Origin of the sequence: Saccharothrix ecbatanensis, assembly GCF_014205015.1 — a bacterium.
In the GTDB taxonomy this organism is placed as follows: domain Bacteria; phylum Actinomycetota; class Actinomycetes; order Mycobacteriales; family Pseudonocardiaceae; genus Actinosynnema; species Actinosynnema ecbatanense.
The window spans coordinates 5,067,087-5,090,867 of the sequence record NZ_JACHMO010000001.1; the positions used below are offsets into that span (position 1 = coordinate 5,067,087).

The following is a 23,781-nucleotide window of genomic DNA, read 5'->3' on the forward strand; positions in this document are numbered from 1 at the left end:
CGGATCGTCTTCAAGGGAGCTTCGATGTTCCGCGCTTTGCGGGGCCGCAACTACCGTCGTTGGGCATTCGCCGATCTCATTTCGGTGACCGGCTCGTGGATGCAGTTGATCGGTCTCAACTGGGTCGTGCTGGAAAGCACCGGCTCGGCCACTTCCGTCGGCCTTTCGGTGCTGCTGGGCACCCTGCCGTCCGTGCTGCTCGGCCCGTGGGCCGGCTCGCTCGCCGACCGGCTGCCGGTGCGCCGGATCATCCTGACCTGTCAGTCCCTGCACGCCGTGCTGGCCGCGTTGCTGGCGCTCGTGGTGTGGCAGGGAGCGCCGATCACGGCGGTGTTCGCGTTGACGTTCGTGTCGGGCCTGGTGTCGGTGTTCGACGGGCCCGCGCTGGGCCGCTACGGGGCGCAGGTGGTGCCCCGGGAAGACCTGGGCAACGCCGTCGCGCTCGGCTCGGTGCTCAGCTCCACCGGCCGCATCCTGGGCATGAGCAGCGCCGCGGTGCTCGCCGCCGCGTTCGGCTCGCCGATGCTGTTCGTGATCAACGCGCTGAGCTTCGTGGCCGTGATCTTCGCGGTGCTCGCCATCCGCCGGGACGAGCTGCACCCGTTGGAGGCCAGCCCGCCCGGCCGGGTCGGTGTCGCCGCCGGCCTGCGTTACGTCACCGCCAGCGGGCGGCTGCTCCTGCTGTTCGCGCTCGGTTTCACGCTGTCCAGCCTGGGCCGCAACTACCAGGTCACGATGGCCGCGATGAGCCCGGACGCGACCACGTACGGCCTGCTGTCGACGGTGTTCGCGGTCGGCACGGTGCTGGGCGGGCTGGCCGCGGCGGCGCGGAAGACGTTGACCGTGCGGCTGCTGCTCGCGGTCGCGTGCGGGACGAGCCTGCTCCAGGTCACCAGCGGGCTCGTGCCCGGGATGCTCGGGTTCGCCATCGTGCTGCTGCCGATCGCGGCGGGCGCGGTGGTCATCGACACGACCATGAGCACGCGGATCCAGCTGGACACCGAGGACGGCATGCGCGGCCGACTGCTGGCGGTCAACTCGGCCGTCGGCGCGGCGGCGGGCGCGGCCGGCGCTCCGCTGCTGGGCTTCCTGTGCGAGCGGATCGGCGCTCCGGAGACGTTGGTCCTCGCGGGCGCGCTCACCCTGCTCGGCACGGTGTTCGCGGCGTCCGTGCTGGCCGCCCCGGCCCACCGCCGGACCGCGTTGGCGCACCGCGTGCTGCGGCGTCCGCACCAGCCGCCGGCGCCCGCCGGGCACCCGCATGGAGCAGTGCGGCCTGGGAACCGTCCCAGGCGGCGTGCCCGCGTCCGGGTGTAGCACCACGCGTCCACAGGGCCGTACGCACTAGGCCGCACGGATGCAGTGCGTAGTGGCCCATTCACAGAACGATGTGGGCGAGGCTACAGTCAGGTCGTTCCTGGGAGCGCTCCCAGAACCTCAATGAGGAGGTGAACGACGTGACGGCCCGACGATGGATCGCGCTGGCCGCGGCCGGTGTGGCCGGCCTGCTGATCGCGACGCTCTTGAACGTGGTCAGCCCGACCACGGCGTCCGCACACGGCGCCATGATGAAGCCGGGCAGCCGGACCTTCCTGTGTTGGCGGGACGGCCTGACCCCGCAGGGCAACATCCAGCCGAAGAACCCCGGTTGCGCCGCGGCGGTGGCGGCGGGTGGCGACAACGCCCTCTACAACTGGTTCGGCGTGTTGCGTTCGGACGGGGCCGGCCGCACCAGCGGCTTCATCCCCGACGGCAAGCTGTGCAGCGGCAACAACCCGACGTTCGCCGGGTTCGACGTCGCCCGCAACGACTTCCCGGTGACCCACCTGACGGCCGGCGCCAACTTCGGCTGGTCGTACAACAAGTGGGCCGCGCACCCCGGCACGTTCCACCTGTACGTCACCAAGGACAGCTGGAGCCCGACCCGTCCGCTGGCGTGGAGCGACCTGGAGAGCACGCCGTTCCACAGCGTCACGAACCCGGCGAACAGCGGCGCCGTCGGCTCGGTCGAGGGCCAGTACTACTGGAACGCGAACCTGCCGTCCGGCAAGTCCGGTCGCCACATCATCTACTCGGTGTGGACCCGGTCGGACAGCACGGAGACGTTCTACAACTGCTCCGACGTGACGTTCGACGGCGGCAACGGCGAGGTGACCGGTATCGGCGGCGGCAACACGACCACCACCACTACCACCACCACGACGACGAGCACGTCGACCAGCACCACGACGCCGACCAGCACCACCACGACGACCCCGACCACCACCACCACGACGCCGTCGGGCGACTCGAAGTGCATGGCGATCTACAAGATCACCAGCGCGTGGTCGGGCGGCTTCCAGGGCGAGGTCGAGCTGATGAACCACAGCACAGCCTCGTACAACGGCTGGACCGCTACGTGGACCTACGCCAACGGTCAGTCGATCAACAGCCTGTGGAGCGGCGTCAAGTCCGGCTCCGGGGCACAGGTGATCGTCAAGAACGCGGCGTGGAACGGCACGGTGGCGCCTGAGGCGTCGGTCAAGTTCGGCTTCACGGCCACCTACTCGGGCAGCACCAACTCGCTGCCCACGGTGACCTGCACGAGCCCGTAGTTCTCCACGGGCGGCCAGTCGCAGTCAGTCGAAGCGGCTAGTCCAGGCGGAACCCGAACGGGAGCTCCAGCCGGTGTTGGGCGAGAAGCCCGGTGTCGGCCAGGAGCTCCCGTGTCGGTCCGTCGGCCACCACGACACCGCCGTCGATCAACACGCTGCGCGGGCACAGCTGCAAGGCGTAGGGCAGGTCGTGCGTGACCATCAGCATGGTGCGGTCCAACCCCAGCAACACCTCGGCCAGCTCCCGGCGGGCCACCGGTTCCAGGTTCGCCGAGGGCTCGTCGAGCACCAGGATCTCCGGGTCGCAGGCCAGCACGGTCGCCAGCGCGACACGGCGGCGCTGACCGCCGGACAGGTGCAGCGGCGACCGGTCCCCGAACTCCTCCATGCCGACCGCGCGCAACGCGTGGTCCACCCGTTCGTCCAGTTCCGCGCCGCGCAGCCCGAAGTTCGCCGGGCCGAACGCCACGTCCTGCCGCGCGGTGGGCAGGAAGAGCTGGTCGTCCGGGTCCTGGAAGACCACCCCGACGCGGCGGCGGATCTCCTTGAGGTGCTCCTTCGCCACCGGCAGCCCGGCCACCTCGACCCGGCCGGAACCACCGCCCAGCACGCCGTTGAGGTGCAGCACGAACGTCGTCTTGCCCGCGCCGTTGGGGCCGAGCACGGCGACGCGCTCGCCGCGTTCGACCGTGAGATTGATGCCGAACAGGGCCTGGTGGCCGTCCGGGTAGGCGTAGGCCAGCCGCTCGACCACGAGCGCGGGCGCGGACCGTTGCGGCGCCACGACTTCCGGCGATCCCCCGCCGTCGGGCATCCGGCCCGTCCACCCGCGCGACACCATGGCGAGGTGCACCCTTTCACCGCGTTCGTAGGAGCGGATGAACAGGCTGCCGATGCCCCTTGCGGTCGCGCCGAGCTGCCACAGGAACCTCGGGTCGTCACCGCGGGAGATCCGCGCCACCCGCATCCGCTTGGCCTCGCCCACGATCACCTCGGCGTAGCGGAGCATCAGCGTGGCGATGGTGATCATGACCGACGGCATCCGCAGCCGTTGCAGGCCCAGCAGGATGTCCTGGGGGGCGGTGGTGGCGGCGAGCGTCAGCGAGGTCAGCAGGCCGAGCGTGCCCTTGGCCAGGATGTTCCAGCCGGCCAACGCGCCCTCTTCGGACACGGACACGCCCAGCACGTCGACCCGGTCGCCCGCGCCGGTGAACGGCAGGAGCAGGGCCAGCAGCACGAACGGCGCCTCGATCACCGACCGTGCGGCGAACCAGCGCACCGGGACCCGTGCCACGGCCCAGACCGCGGTGAGGGCGAGCAGGTAGACGCCGAACGCCCAGAACGCCTCGCGGGGCGTGGCCACCACGCACAGCACCGCCACCACCGTGGCGACGATCTTCGTCTGCGGGGTGAGGCGGTGCACCGGCGAGTCGCCGGGCCGGTGCAGGAACCCGTGGCCGGCGCTCACCTCACATCGGAACGCTTGCGCAGCAACCAGAACAGCCCACCCGCGAGGGCCAGCGTGGCGACGACGCCGAGGACGCCGGCGAGCCCGGTGAACCGGTCGTCACCGCCCACCGCGTAGTCCGCCAGCGGTGACCCGGCCAGCGGGTGCTCCCGCGCGTGTTCGGCGATGCCGTGCTGCTCGGTGACGTGGTCGAGCCCGTCCGGGTCCGAGTCGGCGAAGTAGGAGACGGCGCCCGCCAGCACCAGGCTGACCACCGCGAACCATGCGAAGAAGCGCTTGTTCACGCCTTCAGCTCCAGCTTCTGCGGCACGCCGCGCAACAGGTACACGAGGTCCGGTCGGGCCGAGGCGACCGCCGTCACGGTGACCGCGGTGATCACGCCCTCGCCGATGCCGATGAGCACATGCACGCCGAGCACGGCGGCGGCGACCGTGCCGAACGCGACACCGCCCTGGCCGCCGATCGCGTACTCCAGCACGAAGCCGAACGACGCGAGGACCGTGTTGACCAGGGCGGACACGAACGCGACCGCCGCCAAACCGCCCTTGTTGCGGGTGGCGAGCTTCCGCAGCGCGACGGCCGTCAGGTAGCCGACCGCGGTGCCGATCAGGGCCATGTTGGTGATGTTCGCGCCGAGCGCGGTGACGCCGCCGTCGGCGAAGAAGAGGGACTGGACGACCAGCACGATCGTCACGCACAGCGCGCCGACCCACGGTCCGACCAGGATCGCGGCCAGCGCGCCGCCGAGCAGGTGGCCGCTGACGCCGGGCAGGACCGGGAAGTTCAGCATCTGGGTGGCGAACACGAACGCCGCCACCAGGCCGGCCAGCGGCGCGGTCCGGTCGTCGAGGTCGCCGCGGGCCTTGGCCAGCGCCACGCCAACCCCGACCACCGCGACCGCCACGAACAGCAGCGACGTCGGCGCGTCGAGCAGGCCGTCGCTCATGTGCATTGCTACCGGATCGGACACGTGCTCCACGCTAGTTGCAAGTAGCCCGCTATGGCCAGCAGATTGCAACAACGATTCCGATCACACCTCAGGCCCACTGCCCTGGTCTTCGCCGCGACTGGCGCGTGTCGGCACTTGGTGCGCTTGCCCGACGCGTTACCGGGTTGCACAAGTTCATCTGCTGCTCGTTCAGTGGCCGGCCTGACCAGGGCGGATCGGGTGGGCGTTGCTCACTGGGCGTTACCACTATGCTCTGCCTGCGATGACTCTCACCGACCGCCTGCCGGCCACCCCCGACCCCGACCTCCTCTACGACGCCTTCTCAGAGTGGGCGCAGGAGCGGGGGCTGTCGCTGTACCCGGCGCAGCAGGAGGCGTTGATCGAGATCGTCTCCGGCTCGAACGTCATCCTCAGCACCCCCACCGGCTCCGGCAAGTCGCTGGTCGCCATCGGCGCGCACTTCGCCGCCCTCGCGGAGGGCAAGCGGACGTTCTACACCGCCCCCATCAAAGCCCTCGTGTCGGAGAAGTTCTTCTCCCTGATCGACACCTTCGGCGCCGAGAACGTCGGCATGATGACCGGCGACGCGAGCGTCAACGAGACCGCTCCCATCATCTGCTGCACCGCCGAGATCCTGGCCAACATCGCCCTGCGCGACGGCACGAAGGCCGACGTCGGCCAGGTCGTGATGGACGAGTTCCACTTCTACTCCGAGCCGGACCGCGGCTGGGCGTGGCAGGTGCCGCTGATCGAACTGCCGCAGGCCCAGTTCCTCCTCATGTCGGCCACGCTCGGCGACGTCGCTTTCTTCGAGAAGGACCTCACCCGCCGCACCGACCGCACGACGACGGTGGTCCGCTCCGCCGAACGCCCCGTCCCGCTGAACTTCCAGTACGTCACCACCCCGCTGCACGAGACCATCGAAGAGCTCCTGCACGGCCGCGAGGCTCCGATCTACGTCGTGCACTTCACCCAGGCCTCCGCCCTCGAACGCGCCCAGTCGCTGATGAGCGTGAACGTCGCCACCCGCGCCGAGAAGGACGCCATCGCGTCCACGATCGGCCGCTTCCGCTTCACCTCCGGCTTCGGCAAGACGCTGTCCCGCCTGGTCCGGCACGGGATCGGGGTGCACCACGCGGGCATGTTGCCGAAGTACCGGCGGCTGGTGGAGCAGCTCGCCCAGGCCGGCCTGCTGAAGGTCATCTGCGGCACGGACACGCTCGGTGTGGGCATCAACGTCCCCATCCGCACGGTCGTCTTCACCGCGCTGTCGAAGTACGACGGCCAGCGCACCCGGCACCTCAAGGCCCGCGAGTTCCACCAGATCGCGGGACGGGCGGGCCGCGCGGGCTACGACACCATCGGCACGGTCGTGGTGCAGGCGCCCGACCACGTGGTGGAGAACGAGAAGGCGCTGGCCAAGGCCGGTGACGACCCGAAGAAGCGGCGCCGGGTGGTGCGCAAGAAGGCGCCCGAGGGTTTCGTGTCGTGGAGCGACCAGACGTTCGAACGGCTGAAGACCGCCGAGCCGGAGTCGCTGACGTCCAGCTTCCAGGTCAGCCACGCCATGCTGCTGAACGTGATCGGCCGGCCCGGTGACGCGTTCGGCGCGATGCGGCACCTGCTGGAGGACAACCACGAGGAACGGCCCGCGCAGCGCAGGCACATCCTCCGGGCCATCCAGATGTACCGGGGCCTGCTGGCCGCGGGCGTGGTGGAGCGGCAGGGCGGCGAGATCCGGCTCACCGTGGACCTCCAGGTGAACTTCGCGCTCAACCAGCCGCTGTCGCCGTTCGCGCTGGCCGCGATCGAGCTGCTGGACCGCGAGACGCCGAGCTACCCGCTGGACGTCCTGTCCGTGATCGAGTCCACTCTGGACGATCCGCGCCAGGTGCTGTCCGCGCAGGAGCACAAGGCGCGCGGCGAGGCGATCGGCGCGATGAAGTCCGAGGGCATCGAGTACGACCAGCGGATGGAGCTGCTGGACGAGGTGACGTACCCGAAGCCGCTCGCCGAGCTGCTGGACGCCGCGTTCACCACGTACCGGCGCGGGCACCCGTGGGTCGCCGACCACCACCTGTCGCCGAAGTCCGTGGTGCGGGACATGTTCGAACGGGCGATGACGTTCACCGAGTACGTCTCGTACTACCAGCTGGCACGCTCGGAAGGCCTGGTGCTGCGGTACCTGGCCGACTCGTACAAGGCGTTGCGGCAGACCGTGCCCGAGGACGCCAAGACCGAGGAGCTGAGCGACCTCCAGGAGTGGCTGGGCGAGCTGGTCCGGCAGGTCGACTCCAGCCTGCTGGACGAGTGGGAGAAGCTGCGCAACCCCGCCCAGGAAGCGGCGGAGACCTCGATCAGCGACTCGCCGCCCGCGGTCACGGGCAACGTGCGCGCGTTCCGGGTGCTGGTGCGCAACGCGTTGTTCCGGCGCGTCGAGCTGGCGGCCCGGCGCAACTACTACGAGCTGGGACAGCTGGACGCCGAGGCGGGCTGGACCGCCGAGGAGTGGCAGGACGCGCTGGAGCCGTACTTCGAGGAGCACGACGAGATCGGCATGGGGCCGGACGCGCGCGGACCGGCGCTGCTGACGATCACCCAGGAGCCGGGGCTGTGGCGGGTCCGGCAGGCGTTCGACGACCCGGCGAAGGACCACGACTGGGGCTTCACCGCCGAGGTCGACCTGGCCGAGTCGGACGAGATCGGCACGGCCGCGCTGCGGATCACCGAAGTGGGCAGGCTGTAGGAAGCGTCGGGTCCATCCGGTGGTACTCCGGTGCGAACCGGAGCACCAGCATGTCAACGTCGGGAGAGAACGGAGGCGGTTGACCCTGTCGCAGGACGAGTTCGGCGTGCTGGGGCCCCTCGTGGTCCGCCGGGACGGCCGTTCGGTCCCGGTCACCGCCGCCAAGCACCGCATCGTCCTCGCGACCCTGCTGCTGAGCGCGAACCGCTCGGTGCCCACGAGCGACCTGATCCGCCGGGTGTGGGGCGACACGCCGCCGGACCGCGCCGCCCAGACGCTGCCGGTGTACGTGATGCGGTTGCGGCGCACGCTCGGCGACCCGCAGCTCATCCACACCACCCCCACCGGCTACCGGATCGACCTGCCGCCCGACGCGCTGGACCTGCACCGGTTCGAGGCGCTGGCCGAGCGGGGCGCGGCACTGGCCGCCGCCGAGGACTTCCCGGCCGCCGCGGCGGTGTACGAGCAGGCGCTGGACTGCTGGCGCGGCACGCCGCTGGCCGACGTGCCGTCCGACTCGCTGCACGAGACGGAGGCGCCGAACCTCGCCGAGCGGCGGCTGCGGGTGATCTCCGAGCTGGTGGACGTGAAGCTGCGGCTGGACCGGTGCGACGAGGTGATCGCGGACCTGCGCCGGCTGACCGCGCAGCACCCGTTGCGGGAGCCCTTCTGGTCGCAGCTCATGGTGGCGCTGTACCGGGTGGACCGGCAGGCGGACGCGCTGGACGCGTACCGGCAGGCGTCGACGGCGTTGGCGCGGGAGCTGGGCGTCGATCCCAGCGACTCGCTGCGCGCGGTGCACCACGCGATCCTGACCGGCGATCCCGCGCTGTACCAGCCGGCCGCGAGCACGTGGGCGCCGGTGTCGCAGCTGCCCGCGCCGGTGGGCAACTTCGTGGGACGCGGCGCGGAGCTGGCCAGGGTGACGGGGCTGCTGACGCGTTCGACGGCGACCGTGCTGGTGTGCGGGCCGCCGGGGGTGGGCAAGACCGCGTTCGCCACGTCGGTGGGGCACGCGGTGCGCGACCGGTACCCGGACGGGCAGCTGTACGTGAACCTGCGCGGGTACTCCACGTCGCCGCCGCTGTCGACGTCCGCGGTGCTGGCGCGGTTCCTGCGGGCGATGGACGTGCGGACCGACCACATCCCGGTGGACGAGGAGGACCTGGTCCGCAACTACCGGGCCCGGCTGCGCGGCCGGCGGGTGCTGATCACGCTGGACAACGCGGCGTCGGTCGACCAGGTGCTGCCGCTGCTGCCCGGCGACCCCGGCTGCTCGGTGGTGATCACCAGCCGCAACGAGCTGAAGTTGCGTGCCACGGCGGTGCGGCTGGACGTGCTGCGGGTCGACGAGGCGTGGAAGCTGCTGGCGCGGTCGCTCGGGCCGGAGGCGGCGGTGGCGCAGTTCGACGCGCTGAGCGAGCTGGCGCGGCTGTGCGGGTACCTGCCGTTGGCGTTGCGGATCGCGTTGGGCAACCTGGTCGGCGCGCCGCACGCCGACGTCGCGTCCTATGTGGACGAACTGCGCGGCGGTGACCGGCTGTCCGCGCTGGCGGTGGACAACGACGACACGGCGGCGGTGCGGCGGGCGTTCGACCTGTCGTACGCGGCGTTGACGCCGGACGCGGCGCGGCTGTTCCGGTTGGCGGGGCTGGTCCCGGGGCCGGATTTCAGCGTGTCCGGTGTGGCGGCGTTGCTGGACACCCCGGACGACGTGGCCGGAGGGCTGCTGGAGGACTTGGCGTCGGCGCACCTGGTGCAGCGGGTCGGGTCGGACCGGTTCGCGCTGCACGACCTGCTGCACGTGTACGCGGCGGACCGGGCCGAGGCGGCCGGTGACGACGTGGAGGCGGCGCGGCGGCGGCTGTTCGACTGGTACCTGCGCACCTCGATCGAGGTCGGCGACGTGCTGTACCCGGAACTGGGCGTGTCCGGGCCGCCGCGGCTGAGCCCGGACGTCGCGCGGGCGTGGCTGGACGCGGAACGGGCCAGCGTGCTGGCGGCGACCGAGCACTGCGCGGTGCACGGGCCGTTGCCGATGACGTGGAAGTTGATCGACGCGGTCGGCGGGTACTTCGGGTCGCACGGGCACCACGTGGAGTTCGTGCACGCGATCGACGCCGCGCTGGGCGCCGCACGGGCGGCGGGCGACCACGACGCCGAGACGTTGATGGCGGTGTGGCTGGCGGCGGAGCACCGGAACCTGGGCGACCTACGTGCCGCTCAGCGGTACCTGCGGTCGGCCGTGCCGACTGGGCGGACGGTGTGGCTGCACACCGGGTTGGACGGGGTGGTGCACCTGGAGCTGGGCGACATCCCGGCCGCGTCCGCCTCGTTCGAGCGGATGATGTCGTTGAGCGGTGAGCCGTGGGCCGGGCCGCACGTGCGGATCGGGGCGCTGGCCGGGCTCGGCGCGTTGCGGATGATGCGCGGCGAGCTGGCGGCGGCGGAGTCGTTGCTGGGTGAGGCGCTGGATCTGGCGCGGTCGGCCGACGGGATGAACGTCGAGGCCACGTGCGCCGCGTTGCTCGCGCGGTGCCGCATCGCGGCCGGTGACCACCGGCAGGCCGTGGAGCTGCTGCGGCACGCGCTGGCCGCGTGGTACCGGACGGGTGCCCGGCACGCGCGGGCGGAGTCGATGTCGCACCTGGCGGTGGCGTTGTGCCTGGGCGGGGAGCAGGCGGAGGCGTTGCGCACGGCTCAGCGGGCGTTGGCGCTGGTGCAGGAGCTGGGCGGCAATCCGCGGATCGAGTCGGAGGTGCACAACGCCCTCGGTCTCGTGCTGCTCCACCTGGGCAAACCGGCCCGCGCCGTGGCGGCCCACCTGCGTGCCCTGGAACTGGCCACGGCGGCGGACTACCGCTTCGGCGTCTGCCGCTCGCACATCCACCTGGTCCAGGCTTTGGCCGCCGACGACCGCCGTGCCGACGCCCTCCGCCACGCCCACGTGGCCCGCGACCTCGCCGCCCACAGCGGCTTCGGCCAGTTCGAGCACCTGGCCACCACCGCCCTCACCGCCCTCGCCTGACCCGAACGCAGAACTCGGGGGACGCGAGCGTTCGACACGCGGGACCTGACGGTTCGACTCGCCGGACGCGAACGTTCGACTCGCGCGCGTGTCGAACGCTCAGGTCCCGCGTGTCGAACGTTCGGGACCGGCGAGTTCGCCGTTCAGGGGCGGCCCGCCGGTCGTCCGGCGGGGCGGCGCATGACGAGGAACACGCCACGTGGAATTATGGGGAAAAGCGGCGTGACCGGCGGGTCCGCGCGTTTCGGGTGTTTCGGTTTCGACTGCCAATTGAGACCACTCCTCCGGATCGTTGACCGGCCCGACCGTGAACGAGAACATCGGCTGTCGATACTTCGACGGCTTACTCCTGGGGGATGTCATGGATTCCGATCCGCACGTCGACCTGGCGCGGATCGCGGACGTGACGCCCCGCACTTCCGCCGAATTGGTCACCGCGCTCACCGAGTTGGCCCGCTTGGCGAACGAGTGGTCCGACGTCGTCCGCGGATTGCGCGAACCGACGCGTAGGCTGGTGGGGAGCGCGGCGGCGGCGTCCGTGTCGCTCGCCGCGCGCCGGGCCGAGGAGGCGTCCCTCGAGCTGGAGATGAGCCTCGGTGACGCGCAGGCAGCACGCCGGTCATTGCCCTTGGCCACCCCGAAGGGCGAGGATAGGCGTCCGGTGGTCTAATCGCCGACGCTGCCGACCACATCGCATTGGAACTCCATGACCTCAGGACTTCCCTGCCCTCTCTGCGAGGGCCCGGAGCGCCGTGGGGCGCTTGAGCGCACGCTGCGGGTGCTCGCCGTCGACGACGAGGCCCCCGCGCTCGAAGACCTCGTCTACCTGCTGCGCTCCGACCCGCGAGTCGCCCACGTCGAGGGCGTCACGGACGCGACCAAGGCGTTGCGGACCCTGCACCGGGCCATGGACGCCGGCCAGCCGGTCGACGCCGTCTTCCTCGACATCCGGATGCCCGGCCTGGACGGCCTGGACCTGGCCCGCGTGCTCTCCCGGTTCGCCCAGCCGCCGCGCATTGTTTTCGTCACCGCGCACCAGGAACCGGCGGTCGAGGCTTTCGAACTCAAAGCGCTCGATTACCTGCTCAAACCCGTCCGGGCGGAGCGGTTGGCCGAGTCCGTGCACCGGATCGTGCACGAAGTGCTGGATTCGAAGACGACGGAACCGGCCGGCGCCGCGCCGGCGGAGAAATCACCCGAAGTCGGTGACGAGGTCATTCCGGTCGAATTGGGCGGTATCACCCGGTTCATCCGGTTGGCCGACATCCGGTACGTCGAGGCGCACGGCGATTACGCCCGACTCCACACGGCCACCGGAAGCGGATTGGTCCGCGCCGCGCTCAACGGGTTGGAAGAGCGGTGGCGGTCGGCCGGGTTCGTCCGCATCCACCGCAGTCACCTCGTGTCGCTCGGGCACATCGACGAACTGCGGCTGGAGGACGGGCACCTGAGCGTGAACATCGGCGGCGCGGTGCTGCCGGTCAGCCGGCGCCACGCCCGGCACCTCCGGCAGCTGCTGGTGCGCCGCAACCGGCAGCCGTCGTGAGCTCCCCGCAGCGCCCCCACACCCAACGGGTGGTGGTGACGAGCCCGCGCACCCGCGCGCCGCGCGCACCCCGCCCGTATCCCGCTTCACGCGAGATCGACGAGCAGAGCGAGCTGGGCGCCGTCTACATGCGGTCGCTCATCCGCACGCAACGGCGGCTCGGCCTGCTGCTGTGCGCGGTGGTCTGCGGAAGCGTGGCGGCGCTGCCGCTGGTGTTCACGTTCATGCCGTCGGTCGGCGCGCAACGGCTGTTCGGCCTGCCCCTGCCGTGGCTGCTGCTGGGCGGGCTGGTGTTCCCGGTGTTCGTGCTGGCCGGCTGGTTCTACGTGCGGCAGGTCGAACGCAGTGAACGGGAGTTCGCCGAACTCGTGGAACGCTCGTGAGCAGTACGTACGGCATCATCGCGGTCCTGGTCGTCGCGGTCGGCACGATGTTGGTGGGCACGTACGGGCTGCGGATCTCGCGCACCACGTCGGACTTCTTCGTCGCCTCGCGCACGGTGTCGCCGTGGTGGAACGCGTCCGCCATCGGCGGCGAGTACCTGTCCGCGGCGTCGTTCGTCGGCATCGCCGGGCTGATCTTCGCGCACGGGCCGGACATGTTGTGGTTCCCGGTCGGCTACACGGCCGGTTACCTGGTGCTGCTGGCGCTCGTCGCCGCTCCCCTGCGCCGCAGTGGCGCGTACACGCTGCCGGACTTCGCCGAGGCGCGGTTCGCGTCGCCTGCGGTGCGTGCGGTGGCGAGCGGGTTCGCGTTGGGCATCGGGTGGCTGTACCTGTTGCCGCAGTTGCAGGGCGCCGGGCTGACGTTGCACACGGTGACGGGCGCGCCGGACTGGGTGGGCGCGCTGGTGGTCGCGGTCGTGGTGACCGTCAACGTGATCTCCGGCGGGATGCGCAGCATCACGTTCGTGCAGGCCTTCCAGTACTGGCTCAAGCTGACTGCCATCGCGGTGCCGGTGGTGTTCCTGGTGATGGCCTGGCACGCGCACGGCGCGCGTGACCTGACCGGGCCGGCGTTCCCCGAGTTCCCGAAGCAGACGACGGTCACGTTCGACAGCAACACGGCGTTCGTGGTGGAGCGGGCCACGCCGTACAACGGCTCGGGACGGGTGGACGGGCAGCGGGTCGACGGCGGCGCCGAGATGACCGTGGGCGAGCACACCGTTGCCGCCGGGTCGAGGCTCACGTTCCCTCAGGGCGCGGCCGTCCCGCACGTGCGGTCGATCCCGTCGAACACGAACGACATGTGGGCGCTGCCCATGCGCAGCGGCGAGCACTTCCCGTTGTACGCGGTGTATTCGCTGATCATCGCCACGTTCCTGGGCACGATGGGCCTGCCGCACGTGATCGTGCGCTTCTACACCAACCCGAACGGCCGCGCGGCGCGGCGCACGACGTTGATCGTGCTGGGCCTGCTGGGCGTGTTCTACCTGATGCCACCGATCTACGGCGCGCTCGGCCGGCTGTACACACCCGAACTGCTGATGACCGGTGACACGGACGCGGTGGTGCTGGTGCTGCCGAGCCGGATGATCGACGGCTTGGGCGGGCAGCTGTTGGGCGCGCTGGTGGCCGGTGGCGCGTTCGCCGCGTTCCTGTCGACGTCGTCGGGGTTGATGGTGTCGCTGGCGGGCGTGCTGAGCCGGGACGTGCTGCGGTTGCGCGGTGTGCGCGGGTTCCGGGTGTCGACGGTGCTGGCCGTGCTGGTGCCGTTGGGCATGACGTGGCTGGTGGGCAAGGTGCCGGTGGCGGACATGGTGGGTCTCGCGTTCGCGGTGGCGGCGTCGTCGCTGTGCCCGTTGCTGGTGCTGGGCATCTGGAGCACGCGGATCAGCACGACCGGCGCGGTCGCCGGGATGGTCGCCGGCGGGCTGCCCGCGCTGGTGGCCGGACTGGTGACGATCAGCGCCGGCAGCAGGGGCGAGTGGTACCACGTGTTCCTGGCCCGTCCCGCCGCTTGGACGGTGCCGTTGGGCTTCATCGTCATGTACGTGGTGTCGCTGCTGACGCCGCGCAAGGTGCCTCCGGGGGTGAACCACGTCATGGTGCGCTTGCACGCGCCGGAGAACCTGGGTCTGCGCAGTCAGGACCGGTTGTGACCGCGATGTGGACGGCCGGGGCGATCCTGCTCGTCGGGCTGGCCGTGGTGATCACGCTGTGGCGGACTTCCCGCACCCGCAACGACTTCCTGACCCACGAGCAGCGGATCACCTTCGAGACCCTGCACACCGCGTGGTCCGCCGCTCCCCCGCTGCGGGCCGGGCTGGTGCCCGAGGCGGCGAAGAAGTCGGCGAAGCACCTGCGCACGCTGCTCGGCACGCCCGCGCTCGCGTTGACCGACGAGACCGAGGTGGTGGCGTGGGAGGGCGACGGCGACCACCACGCGGCGGAGGCGATGGACCTGGCGGCCGACGTGTTCAGCACGGGCCGGACGCGGGCGTTCGACATCACGTGCTCGGCGGCCGACTGCCCCGTCCACACCGCGGTTCTGGCTCCGCTCACCGTCGAGGGACGAGTGGTCGGCGTGCTGGCGGCGTACAGCCGGGAGGCGTCGGCGGGGTTGGTGCGGGCGACGAACGAGGTCGCGCGGTGGGCGTCCGGCCAGTTGGAACTGGCCGAACTCGACCGGTCGCGCACCCGGCTGGTGGAGGCGGAGGTGCGGGCGCTGCGGGCGCAGATCTCGCCGCACTTCATCTACAACTCGTTGTCCGCCATCGCTTCTTATGTCCGCACGGACCCTGAACGCGCTCGCACCCTGTTGCTGGACTTCGCCGACTTCACCCGCTACTCGTTCCGCCGGGCGGGTGACTTCACCACGTTGTCGGAGGAGTTGAAGTCGATCGACCAGTACCTGGCGCTGGAACGGGCCAGGTTCGGCGAACGGCTGAAGGTGACGTTGCAGATCGCGCCCGAGGTCCTGCCGGTGACCGTGCCGTTCCTGTGCCTGCAACCGTTGGTGGAGAACGCGGTCAGGCACGGGATGGAGGGCAAGGTCGGGCCGGGGCACATCACGATCCAGGCGGCGGACGCGGGCGAGGAAGCGCACATCACCATCGAGGACGACGGCATCGGCATGGACCCGGACGCGCTGCGCCGCACTTTGGCGGGCCAGGTCGGCGCGACCGCGGGGATAGGGCTGGGGAACATAGACGAGCGACTGCGTCGGTGTTACGGCGACGACTACGGTCTCGTGGTGGAAACGGCGCAGGGGCTCGGGACGAAGATCAGTGTGCGGGTGCCGAAGTACCAGGCGGGCGTGCACGCCTAGCCGCGAACGAGGGTGGAGCGGATGACGCGACCGGAGAACTACCCACTCCACCACACCATCGTCGCCATCCACTCGGGGACCCGCTTCGAGCAGGAACCGGTGAACGCCCGCCGGACGTTGTACGGGCTCGTGCGGTACTCCCTCCGGCAGGAGGGCCTGATCCGGGACGACACCCACATGCGGGTCTACCCGGACCGGATGCTGATCCTCATCCCGGCGGACGTGCCGAAGGTCGTGGTCACCGACCGCTGGCGCGCCGCGCTGGAGCTCCGACTCGATCAGCACGGCGCCGACGAGTCCGGCGCGTTGTCCGAAGTCAGGATGGCGGTGCACGCGGGCGAGGTGTTGCTCGTCGACGACTTGGCGACCGGCGCCGCGGTGCACGCCACCTTCCGCCTCCTCGACTCGGCGGCCATGCGGTTCGCCGCCACACCCGGCCCGTTGAACATGATCGTGTCGGACCTGTTCTTCGACGACGTCATCAAGGGCACCGACGAAGCCGCCGCGTACGAGCGGATCCGGGTCGACACGAGTACTGTCGCCTGGCTCCGGACGGGCGGGCCGTCGGCGGCGAAGGCCACTCGCGCGGACTTCGCGGTCCTGTACGACTCGGAGGACGCCGAGTGGGCCGAGTGGGTCGCCTACCACTTGCGCCAGGCCGGGTACTCCGCCGTGTTGGACGCACTAGCCCTGACACCGGGCGGGGTCACCGCCGCGATCTTCGACCGGGCCGACCGGCTGGTGGTCGTCGTGTCGCCGAACCTGTCCTCCCGGGAGTCGCACACCGCGGCCTGGCTGCCGGGCAACGTCGCCGCGGTCCAGGTCGCCAAAGGCGGCTCCACCAGGCCCTTCCGACTCCTGTGCAACATCGTCGGAGTGGGCGCGGAGGAGGCTCGTCGGCGGGTGTTCGCGATGTTGGGCATCGTCGGCGGGGCCGACGACGAGCCCCGGTACCCCGGCAAAACCGGCAGGCTCCCCCTGCCGGTCGTCCGCGTCGAACCTCGTGCGCCGGAACTGGTCCTGGTGCACGCCGCGCGGGACGGGCGGTTCGCCGAGGAGCTGGCGGAGTCGCTGACGGGTCTGGTTGGCCGCCGTGGGCCGCTGTCGCGGATATCCAACAGGAGCGTCTCCGCGAACGACATCGACCTCCAGACCGAGGTCTACGGGTTCGTGCGGGACGCCGACGTGGTCGTCCTGGTCGTCAGCCGCAACCTGCTGGCCACGCAGTACGGTTCCAGCCGCGAACTGCGGGTGGTCATGGACCGGCACGAACGTGAAGCCACCGTGGTGCTGCCGGTCGTGTATCGGGCGACGTCGTGGGAAGACCAACCGTTCGGGTCGCTGGCGCCGCTGCCCACTGGTGGTCGGCCGGTGACCGAGTGGGAAAACCGGGACGAGGCGCTGCTGAGCGTGGTCGAGGGTGTGCGGTTCGCGTCCTTGGAGCTGCGCGGTGGCCCGCCGATGCCCATCGACACCAAGGCGTCGGAGCGTCGGAGCCTGGGTGAGGTGTTCACGGTGGCGGGCGTGCCGACGGTGACGTTCGTGGAGCCGGAGGACTTCGCCGAGTTCCGGATGGCGTTGCGCCAGCCGGGCTTGGGCATCGTGCTGGAAGGGCCGTCCGGCATCGGGAAGACGACGTTGCTGCGTAACGCGGTCGCCCTCGACGCCGAGCGATTAGGCCAGGTCAGGGTGTTGAGCGCGCGCAACCCGGCCGACCTGCCCGCCATCACCGCGTTACCCGAGAAGCACGAGGGCATGGTCGCGGTGGACGACTTCCAGCGGCTGTACGTCGACCTCCAGAACCGGCTGGCCGACTACCTGAAGTTGTTGGCGGACAACGGTTCGCGCGCCAAGAGGCTGGTCCTGCTCGGCATCCCGGGCACCGCGCGCAGCCTGGTGTCGGTCGGCACGGACGTCGCCACCCGTATCCGCGTGTTCCGGCTCGGCGCGGCGGTGGAAGGGCTGGTCATGCGGATGATCGAGCAAGGCGAGAACGCGCTGAACATCGCGTTCGACCGCAAGGCCGAGATCTCCCGCACCTCGGCGGGCAGCCTGCTCACCGCGCAGATGCTGTGCTGGCAGATCGCGGTCACGGCGGGGGTCGAGCAGACCGAACCGAACCGCAAATCAGTGCGCACCGACCTCGCGCACGCCCGCGCCAAGGTGACCGAACGGCTGAAGCTCAAGTACCACGACGTGGTCGCCGACTTCATCACGCGCGACCGGCCGGACGAGGCGGTGTGCGTCGACCTGCTGCTCGACCTGGCCAGGGCCGAGGACGGGATCGTCAAGCTGACCGGGCAGCGGGCCGAGCTGTTCACCGGCCTGCGCGGCGACCACCTGTTCCACGACCCGCGCGGACAGCGGCTGGTCGTGGACGATCCGCAGTTCCGGTTCTACCTGAAGCAGCTGCACCGCGACGACCTGCTCGACCTCGCGGGCAAGCGGCTGCCGATCCCGCGCGACCAGGTGTTCGTCTGCTACAGCCACCAGGACGTGCACTGGCTGACCAGGCTCCAGGTGCACCTGAAACCGCTGCAACTGGACGTGTGGTCCGACCGCCGGATCGAGTTGGGCGACGACTGGCAGCGCGAGATCACCCAGGCGCTGGCCCGCGCCAAAGCGGCGTTGGTGCTGGTCAGCGCCGACGCGCTGGCCTCGGACTACATCAACTCCGAGGAACTGCCGCACCTGCTGGCCGCCGCCGAGGACGGCGGGTGCCGGATCATCCCGGTCCTGGTCGGACCGAGCCTGTTCCACGACACGCCGGCGCTCAACCGGTTCCAGGGTGTGCCCGCGAAGTCCACGTTGAGCGAGCTGCCGAACCACGACGGTGAGCGGGTGCTCGCCGACCTGGCGGCCAAGCTCTCGAAGCTCTTCGCGTGACCGGGCCTCAGGCCACGAGCACGGCCATGCCGAGGGCTTCGGCCCCGGCGGCGGTGAGGCGGGCCGGTGCACGGTGACCGGGTGCGACAGGGGTCGCCGCTTCGATCAGGCCCGCGTGCACTAGAGACCTGGCAGTGGTCGGGTCGCAGAACGGAAGACCGTCCACCCGCACGTCCGGCTCGGCGCTGCGGGTCAGGTCGACCCGGTTCGCGGCGGTCGCCCTGAGCAGGGCGACCTCGCGTCTGGACAATTCCTGCATCTCTTCCATCTCCACACTGGGGCAAACGGACCAGCCGACGTTCCTGTTCACTTTTAGGACGTCCGTCCGCCTGCCCCCGTTCCGTTCATTCAGCCCGCGACTCGCGCGCCACGTCGTTCCGCCGCTTCCAGCACCAGCCGCAGCCACACGGCGTCGTCGACCGTGCCTTCCAGCGCCACCCGCCGCAGCCGCAGCCACAACCCGGCCTCGGTCCACTCCTGGAACCGCCGGTGCACGGTCGGCACGGTCACGCCGAACGTCGGCGGCAGGTGCCGCCAAGCGCAACCACTCGTCAGCACGAACACGATCGCGGTGAAGAGCGCGCGGTCCGACACGCGGCCCCGTCCACCGCCCTGCCGGCGCACCTTCGCGGGCGGGATCAGCGGCTCCACCGCCGCCCACAGCGACGGCGGCACCAACCGCGCGGCGAGGTGCTCGATCACGTCCGCGTGCGGCGGTCGGGGCGGAGCTTCCGGCGCCCGGCGCACCCACGGCTCCTGCCGCTGGGCGTCACCGCGCTGGCGGGCGCGCAGCAACATGGCCAGGGCGGCATCGTCGGTGCGCCTGGGCGCGACCGCCGGGTGCGTGTGCTGCTGCACCTGGCGTGCGATCTCCGCGCCGACCGTTCGACCGAACGGCTGCGCTGGTCGTACGTAGTTGGTCATGAGGTCCTCCGCCCAGGACTGTCGTGATGCCCATCACGCTAGGAACCCGGACGCCCCCTGGTAAGGGAACACGCGCCGAACGGGAGCGGTACAGCGTCACGCGGACACCATCGTTCCGCCGAACGGCTCCGGGGGAGCGACGAGCGGATGAACGGTCACTGCCTGAGAACGTCAACGCCCGGATATACGCTCGAAGGTGTGACCACCCCGCCGCGGCTACTCGCAACCAGTGACCTGCACATCACCTACCAGCAGAACCGGGACTTCGTCGAAGCCATCCACCCGCACTCCCCCGACGACTGGTTAATCGTGGCGGGCGACGTCGGGGAGAAGTTCGACGACGTCGAATGGGCGTTGGGCACGCTGCGCCGACGGTTCGCCAAGGTGGTCTGGTCGCCGGGCAACCACGAGCTGTGGACCACCAAGGACGACCCGGTGCAGGCGCGCGGCGAGGTGCGCTACAAGCAGCTGGTCGAGCTGTGCCGGAGCATCGACGTGCTCACGCCCGAGGACCCGTTCGCCGTGTTCGAGGGCGCGGGCGGGCCGGTCGCGGTGGCCCCGCTGTTCACCCTCTACGACTACACGTTCCGGCCGCCGGGCACGACGGACAAGGCGTCCGCGCTGAACGCAGCCCAGGACGCCGGTGTGATCTGCACGGACGAGTACTTCCTGCACCCGGACCCGTACCCGAGCCGTGAGGCGTGGTGCGTGGCGCGGGTCGAGGAGACCGAGCGGCGGTTGCTCGCTGTCGACGCTACGTTGCAGACCGTGCTGATCAATCACTGGCCACTCGTTCGGGACCCCACGTTCGTGCTGCGGTACCCCGAATTCGCGTTGTGGTGCGGCACCGAGCTGACGGCGGACTGGCACCTGAGGTTCCGGGCGGCGGCGATGGTCTACGGGCACCTCCACATCCCGCGCACGATCCGCAAGGACGGCGTCCGCTTCGACGAGGTGTCGCTCGGCTACCCGCGGGAGTGGCAGCCGCGCGGGTGGACCTCCGCGCCGCTCGTGGACGTGCTGCGTGAGGGGGACGCGCGATGATCATCGACCTGCTGCTGCCGCCGCCGGTGTCCGCGGTCGAGTCCTTCAGCGATCCCGATGGGGTGGTGCTGTTCCCCGAGGAGGAGGAACTCATCGCCAAGTCGGTCGACAAGAGGCGCAAGGAGTTCACCACCGGCCGGCACTGCGCGCGCACGGCGTTGGGCGCGCTGGGGTTCCCGCCGGCGCCGGTGCTGCCGGGCCCGAAGCGCGAGCCGATCTGGCCGGAGGGCGTCGTCGGCAGCATCACGCACTGCACCGGCTACCGGGCGGCGGCCGTGGGGCGCACGGCCGACGTGTGGTCGATCGGGCTCGACGCCGAGCCGAACGAGCCGACGCCGGAAGGCGTGCTGGACGCCATCGCGGTGCCCGGCGAGCTGGCCCGGATGCCCGAGCTGAGGGCGTCGGGCGACAAGGTCGCGTGGGACCGGCTGCTGTTCAGCGCCAAGGAGACGGTCTACAAGGCGTGGTTCCCGCTGGCGCGGATGTGGCTGGGGTTCGAGGATGCCGAGGTGACCATCAACCCGGACGACGGCACGTTCACCGCGCGGATCCTCATCGAGCCGCCGGTGGTCGACGGAGTGGCGCTGGACGGGTTCACCGGTCGCTGGGTGGCGCGGGACGGGTTTGTGGTGACCGCGATCGCGGTACCCGCGCGCTGATCACGGCTGGAAGGCGGCGGCATGGGTGACGAGGTCGGGCGACAGGAGTTCACCCGCGACGACCGGACGCGCTACCGCACGAAGGTGCGCCGCTGCCTGGACGTGTTCGCCCGGATGCTGGAGGAGTCGCGGTTCGAGTTCGACCGGCCGACCACCGGGTTGGAGATCGAGCTCAACCTGGTGGACGACGCGGGCGACCCGGCGATGCGCAACGCGGAGGCGTTGGAGGCGATCTGCGACCCGGACTTCGTGACCGAGCTGGGCCAGTGGAACCTGGAGATCAACGTCGCGCCCCGGTTGCTGACCGCCGGCGGGATCACCGAGTTCGAGGACGTCGTGCGGACGTCCTTGAACGAGGCCGAGCACAAGGCGCGTGGCGTGGACGCGCACATGGTGATGATCGGGATCCTGCCGACGTTGCAGCCGAAGCACCTGGCGGTGTCCGCGCTGTCCGGGAACCCGCGCTACGCGTTGCTGAACGAGCAGGTGCTGGCGGCCCGGGGCGAGGACCTGCACATCGCGATCAACGGGATCGAGCGGTTGCAGCTGACGGCCGATTCGATCGTTCCCGAGGCGGCCTGCACGAGCGTGCAGTTCCACCTGCAGGTGTCGCCGGAGTCGTTCCCGGCCTACTGGAACGCGGCACAGGCGATCGCCGGGGTGCAGGTGGCGATCGGGGCCAACTCGCCGTTCCTGCTGGGCAAGGAGCTGTGGAGGGAGACCCGGATCGCGCTGTTCCAGCAGGCCACGGACACGCGCAGCGACGAGCTGAAGGAACAGGGCGTCCGGCCACGGGTGTGGTTCGGGGAGCGGTGGATCACGTCGATCTTCGACTTGTTCGAGGAGAACGTGCGGTACTTCCCGGCGTTGCTGCCGATCTGCGACGAAGAAGACCCGGTGCAGGTGATGGAGCGCGGTGACACGCCGTCGTTGGCGGAGCTGCGGTTGCACAACGGGACGATCTACCGGTGGAACCGGCCGGTGTACGACGTGGTGCGGGACCAGCCGCACCTGCGGGTGGAGAACCGGACGTTGCCGGCCGGGCCGACGGTGGTCGACATGATGGCGAACGGGGCGTTCTACTACGGGCTGGTGCGGATGCTGGCCGAGGACGAACGGCCGCTGTGGTCCCAGATGTCGTTCAGCGCGGCCGAGGACAACTTCGTCGCCGGCGCGCGGGCGGGGATCGACGCGCAGGTCTACTGGCCGGGGTTGGGCACGGTGCCGGCGGTGGAGTTGGTGCTGCGGCGGCTGCTGCCGTTGGCGCACGAGGGCTTGGTCCGGATGAAGGTGGACGCGGCCGAACGCGACCGGCTGCTCGGGGTGATCGAACAGCGGTGCCTGACCGGGATGAACGGCGCCACCTGGCAGGCCCGCACCTTCCACCGCCACTACGACCACACGGCGTTGGACCGGCCGGAGGCGTTGCGGCGGATGCTGCGGACCTACCGGGACCTCATGCACACCAACGAACCCGTGCACACCTGGCCGGTGTCGTGACCGTGCCCGCTTGGGCGCACGTGCTGGTCAGCGCGCCAGGCGACGCTCCTCGATCGCGGTGACGAGGCGGGCGAGCGTGCCCCTCGGCCAGGTCAGCACCGGCCCTTCGGGGTTCTTGCTGTCCCGGATGCCGAGGCGTCCGGCTGCGACGGCCACTTCCACGCACTCGTTCTGCGCGCCGCTGTAGCTGGACTTCCTGAACTCGCCGAACCTGATCATGGTCACTCCATCTCCGTTGCCACCTCCCGCACCAGCGCGGCCGATTCATCGGTCGGCAATGCCACCGCGGTCAGGGCTGCGAACTCTGCCACGTAGTGCGTGACGGTCCCTTCATCCTCGATCCACCGACCTCCGCCGTGGTACTCCGAATAGACGCAATCGGGGTCGCTCGGGTCGGCGAAGCCGAGGATCGTGATGGCGCTGGTCATGACGCCGTACGCGCCGGACCGGTAGGGCAGCACCTGGACCGTGATGTTCGGCGCCTCCGCACTCTTCAGCAGATGATGCAGCTGCTCGACCATGACCTCCGGCCCACCGACGACACGGCGAAGGGCTGCCTCGTCGATGATCGCGTGGAGGGTGAGCGGGTTGCCGTCGTCCACGAGCCGCTGTTGCCTGGCCATGCGGGACGTCACCGACTTCTCCAAGACCCGCTTGCTCGTCTGGAAGCGCCGTTCGGCGACGTGGATCGCGGTGGCGTAGCGGGCGGTCTGGAGCAGGCCGGGAACGACGGTCTGCTGGAGCGTGCGCGCCGAGACCGCGTCGGCTTCCGAGCGCAGGAAAGCCCGGTACTTCGGGCTCATGTCCACCGTCTGCTCGACCCTCGTCCCTTCATCGACGGCGTCCTCCCACAGGGACTCCGCCGTCTTCCGCTGCTCCTCGCCGGCGTTGTAGAGCGCGAGGAGCACGGACAGCGTCGGGAAGTCCGGGCGGATGTGACCGTTCTCGATCTTGCTGACCGTCGCGGGCGACTTCCGCAGGATCCTGGACACGGACACAGGGTCTTGGGACGCCGCCTTGCGCAGCCCGGCCAGGTACTCGCCCAGCCGACGCTTGCGGCGGGTCTGCGTACTGGGCACAGCGTTCCTCCTCGGTTCGAGACGCCGCCGAGCGTATCGGAGAGGTGCGCTGTCCACGTTCACTCTATTAGGTAATACCAAGCGGGAA

At 70.5% G+C, this 23,781-nt stretch carries 19 protein-coding genes and 2 pseudogenes; 13 read left to right on the top strand and 8 right to left on the bottom strand.

Going from position 1 to position 23,781, the window contains the following annotated elements:
- Nucleotides 1-24: 24 nt before the first annotated feature.
- Together F4560_RS21055 and F4560_RS21060 are read left to right on the top strand one after the other, a co-directional pair.
- The gene (locus tag F4560_RS21055) at nucleotides 25-1,317 is read left to right on the top strand and encodes an MFS transporter (protein ID WP_184922403.1); all 1,293 of its coding nucleotides are present in this window, start codon (nucleotides 25-27) and stop codon (nucleotides 1,315-1,317) included.
- A gap of 140 nt (nucleotides 1,318-1,457) precedes the next feature.
- Complete coding sequence (locus tag F4560_RS21060; protein WP_312869394.1) at nucleotides 1,458-2,594, top strand: lytic polysaccharide monooxygenase; 1,137 nt, start codon at nucleotides 1,458-1,460, stop codon at nucleotides 2,592-2,594.
- A 37-nt stretch (nucleotides 2,595-2,631) separates the two neighbouring features.
- On the opposite strand, the gene F4560_RS43710 is transcribed toward F4560_RS21060, so the two are convergent.
- From F4560_RS43710 to F4560_RS21075, 4 genes and pseudogenes are all read right to left on the bottom strand, one after another.
- Entirely contained in the window at nucleotides 2,632-3,408 is a 777-nt protein-coding gene (locus F4560_RS43710) for an energy-coupling factor ABC transporter ATP-binding protein (protein ID WP_221484458.1), read from the bottom strand.
- A 15-nt stretch (nucleotides 3,409-3,423) separates the two neighbouring features.
- Nucleotides 3,424-4,062 (bottom strand): annotated as a pseudogene (gene cbiQ / locus F4560_RS43715) (cobalt ECF transporter T component CbiQ); the annotation flags it as partial.
- Nucleotides 4,059-4,346: a PDGLE domain-containing protein gene (locus tag F4560_RS21070; RefSeq protein WP_184922409.1), complete on the bottom strand. Its 288-nt coding sequence runs from the start codon at nucleotides 4,344-4,346 to the stop codon at nucleotides 4,059-4,061. The pseudogene cbiQ and the gene F4560_RS21070, both read right to left, overlap by 4 nt.
- The gene (locus F4560_RS21075) at nucleotides 4,343-5,032 is read right to left on the bottom strand and encodes an energy-coupling factor ABC transporter permease (RefSeq protein ID WP_312869395.1); all 690 of its coding nucleotides are present in this window, start codon (nucleotides 5,030-5,032) and stop codon (nucleotides 4,343-4,345) included. The genes F4560_RS21070 and F4560_RS21075 overlap by 4 nt, the downstream gene beginning before the upstream one ends.
- Before the next feature lie 241 nt (nucleotides 5,033-5,273).
- Between F4560_RS21075 and F4560_RS21080 the strand changes: the two genes are divergently transcribed.
- The 8 genes from F4560_RS21080 to F4560_RS21115 all read left to right on the top strand — a co-directional run bounded on the left by F4560_RS21080 (nucleotide 5,274) and on the right by F4560_RS21115 (nucleotide 18,487).
- Nucleotides 5,274-7,757 carry a DEAD/DEAH box helicase gene (locus tag F4560_RS21080; RefSeq protein ID WP_184922411.1) on the top strand — a complete coding sequence of 828 codons (2,484 nt, stop codon included), beginning with the start codon at nucleotides 5,274-5,276 and terminating at the stop codon, nucleotides 7,755-7,757.
- Nucleotides 7,758-7,836: 79 nt separating this feature from the next.
- A complete protein-coding gene (locus F4560_RS21085) occupies nucleotides 7,837-10,785 on the top strand; it encodes an AfsR/SARP family transcriptional regulator (RefSeq protein ID WP_184922413.1) in 2,949 nt (982 codons plus the stop codon).
- 361 nt (nucleotides 10,786-11,146) lie between these two features.
- Nucleotides 11,147-11,455, top strand: coding sequence for a hypothetical protein (locus tag F4560_RS21090; protein ID WP_184922415.1), 309 nt, complete (start codon nucleotides 11,147-11,149; stop codon nucleotides 11,453-11,455).
- Between the two features lie 36 nt (nucleotides 11,456-11,491).
- Complete coding sequence (locus F4560_RS21095; protein WP_197043539.1) at nucleotides 11,492-12,331, top strand: LytR/AlgR family response regulator transcription factor; 840 nt, start codon at nucleotides 11,492-11,494, stop codon at nucleotides 12,329-12,331.
- Nucleotides 12,328-12,714: a DUF485 domain-containing protein gene (locus tag F4560_RS21100; protein WP_184922417.1), complete on the top strand. Its 387-nt coding sequence runs from the start codon at nucleotides 12,328-12,330 to the stop codon at nucleotides 12,712-12,714. The genes F4560_RS21095 and F4560_RS21100 overlap by 4 nt, the downstream gene beginning before the upstream one ends.
- Complete coding sequence (locus F4560_RS21105; protein ID WP_184922419.1) at nucleotides 12,711-14,432, top strand: sodium/solute symporter; 1,722 nt, start codon at nucleotides 12,711-12,713, stop codon at nucleotides 14,430-14,432. Before F4560_RS21100 ends, F4560_RS21105 begins: the two co-directional genes overlap by 4 nt.
- Before the next feature lie 5 nt (nucleotides 14,433-14,437).
- The gene (locus tag F4560_RS21110; RefSeq protein ID WP_184929284.1) at nucleotides 14,438-15,601 is read left to right on the top strand and encodes a sensor histidine kinase; all 1,164 of its coding nucleotides are present in this window, start codon (nucleotides 14,438-14,440) and stop codon (nucleotides 15,599-15,601) included.
- 21 nt (nucleotides 15,602-15,622) lie between these two features.
- Nucleotides 15,623-18,487 carry a TIR domain-containing protein gene (locus F4560_RS21115; RefSeq protein ID WP_184922421.1) on the top strand — a complete coding sequence of 955 codons (2,865 nt, stop codon included), beginning with the start codon at nucleotides 15,623-15,625 and terminating at the stop codon, nucleotides 18,485-18,487.
- 7 nt (nucleotides 18,488-18,494) lie between these two features.
- Here F4560_RS21115 and F4560_RS21120 read toward each other — a convergent pair whose 3' ends face one another.
- A complete protein-coding gene (locus F4560_RS21120; protein ID WP_184922423.1) occupies nucleotides 18,495-18,755 on the bottom strand; it encodes a hypothetical protein in 261 nt (86 codons plus the stop codon).
- A gap of 92 nt (nucleotides 18,756-18,847) precedes the next feature.
- Nucleotides 18,848-19,189 (bottom strand): annotated as a pseudogene (locus F4560_RS44845) (transposase); the annotation flags it as partial.
- Nucleotides 19,190-19,609: 420 nt separating this feature from the next.
- Between F4560_RS44845 and F4560_RS21130 the strand changes: the two are divergent.
- From F4560_RS21130 to F4560_RS21140, 3 genes are read left to right on the top strand one after another with little or no spacing between them, the layout of a single operon-like run.
- A complete protein-coding gene (locus F4560_RS21130) occupies nucleotides 19,610-20,455 on the top strand; it encodes a metallophosphoesterase family protein (protein WP_312869396.1) in 846 nt (281 codons plus the stop codon).
- Nucleotides 20,452-21,114: a 4'-phosphopantetheinyl transferase family protein gene (locus F4560_RS21135; protein WP_184922429.1), complete on the top strand. Its 663-nt coding sequence runs from the start codon at nucleotides 20,452-20,454 to the stop codon at nucleotides 21,112-21,114. The genes F4560_RS21130 and F4560_RS21135 overlap by 4 nt, the downstream gene beginning before the upstream one ends.
- Before the next feature lie 21 nt (nucleotides 21,115-21,135).
- Entirely contained in the window at nucleotides 21,136-22,614 is a 1,479-nt protein-coding gene (locus F4560_RS21140; RefSeq protein ID WP_184922432.1) for a glutamate-cysteine ligase family protein, read from the top strand.
- A gap of 27 nt (nucleotides 22,615-22,641) precedes the next feature.
- Here the strand turns inward: F4560_RS21140 and F4560_RS21145 are convergent, their stop codons facing one another.
- Both F4560_RS21145 and F4560_RS21150 read right to left on the bottom strand, forming a co-directional pair.
- Entirely contained in the window at nucleotides 22,642-22,833 is a 192-nt protein-coding gene (locus F4560_RS21145; RefSeq protein WP_184922433.1) for a DUF397 domain-containing protein, read from the bottom strand.
- 2 nt (nucleotides 22,834-22,835) lie between these two features.
- Complete coding sequence (locus tag F4560_RS21150) at nucleotides 22,836-23,693, bottom strand: helix-turn-helix domain-containing protein (protein ID WP_184922435.1); 858 nt, start codon at nucleotides 23,691-23,693, stop codon at nucleotides 22,836-22,838.
- Nucleotides 23,694-23,781 lie beyond the last annotated feature (88 nt).

What these genes read in the sequence shown, in the direction of transcription:
- F4560_RS21120 (WP_184922423.1), bottom strand. Translation starts at nt 18,755, where the DNA reads ATGGAAGAGATGCAGGAATTGTCCAGACGCGAGGTCGCCCTGCTCAGG.
- F4560_RS21095 (WP_197043539.1), top strand. Translation starts at nt 11,492, where the DNA reads ATGACCTCAGGACTTCCCTGCCCTCTCTGCGAGGGCCCGGAGCGCCGT.
- F4560_RS21055 (WP_184922403.1), top strand. Translation starts at nt 25, where the DNA reads ATGTTCCGCGCTTTGCGGGGCCGCAACTACCGTCGTTGGGCATTCGCC.
- F4560_RS43710 (WP_221484458.1), bottom strand. Translation starts at nt 3,408, where the DNA reads ATGCCCGACGGCGGGGGATCGCCGGAAGTCGTGGCGCCGCAACGGTCC.
- F4560_RS21080 (WP_184922411.1), top strand. Translation starts at nt 5,274, where the DNA reads ATGACTCTCACCGACCGCCTGCCGGCCACCCCCGACCCCGACCTCCTC.
- F4560_RS21090 (WP_184922415.1), top strand. Translation starts at nt 11,147, where the DNA reads ATGGATTCCGATCCGCACGTCGACCTGGCGCGGATCGCGGACGTGACG.
- F4560_RS21135 (WP_184922429.1), top strand. Translation starts at nt 20,452, where the DNA reads ATGATCATCGACCTGCTGCTGCCGCCGCCGGTGTCCGCGGTCGAGTCC.
- F4560_RS21115 (WP_184922421.1), top strand. Translation starts at nt 15,623, where the DNA reads ATGACGCGACCGGAGAACTACCCACTCCACCACACCATCGTCGCCATC.
- F4560_RS21110 (WP_184929284.1), top strand. Translation starts at nt 14,438, where the DNA reads ATGTGGACGGCCGGGGCGATCCTGCTCGTCGGGCTGGCCGTGGTGATC.
- F4560_RS21145 (WP_184922433.1), bottom strand. Translation starts at nt 22,833, where the DNA reads ATGATCAGGTTCGGCGAGTTCAGGAAGTCCAGCTACAGCGGCGCGCAG.
- F4560_RS21140 (WP_184922432.1), top strand. Translation starts at nt 21,136, where the DNA reads ATGGGTGACGAGGTCGGGCGACAGGAGTTCACCCGCGACGACCGGACG.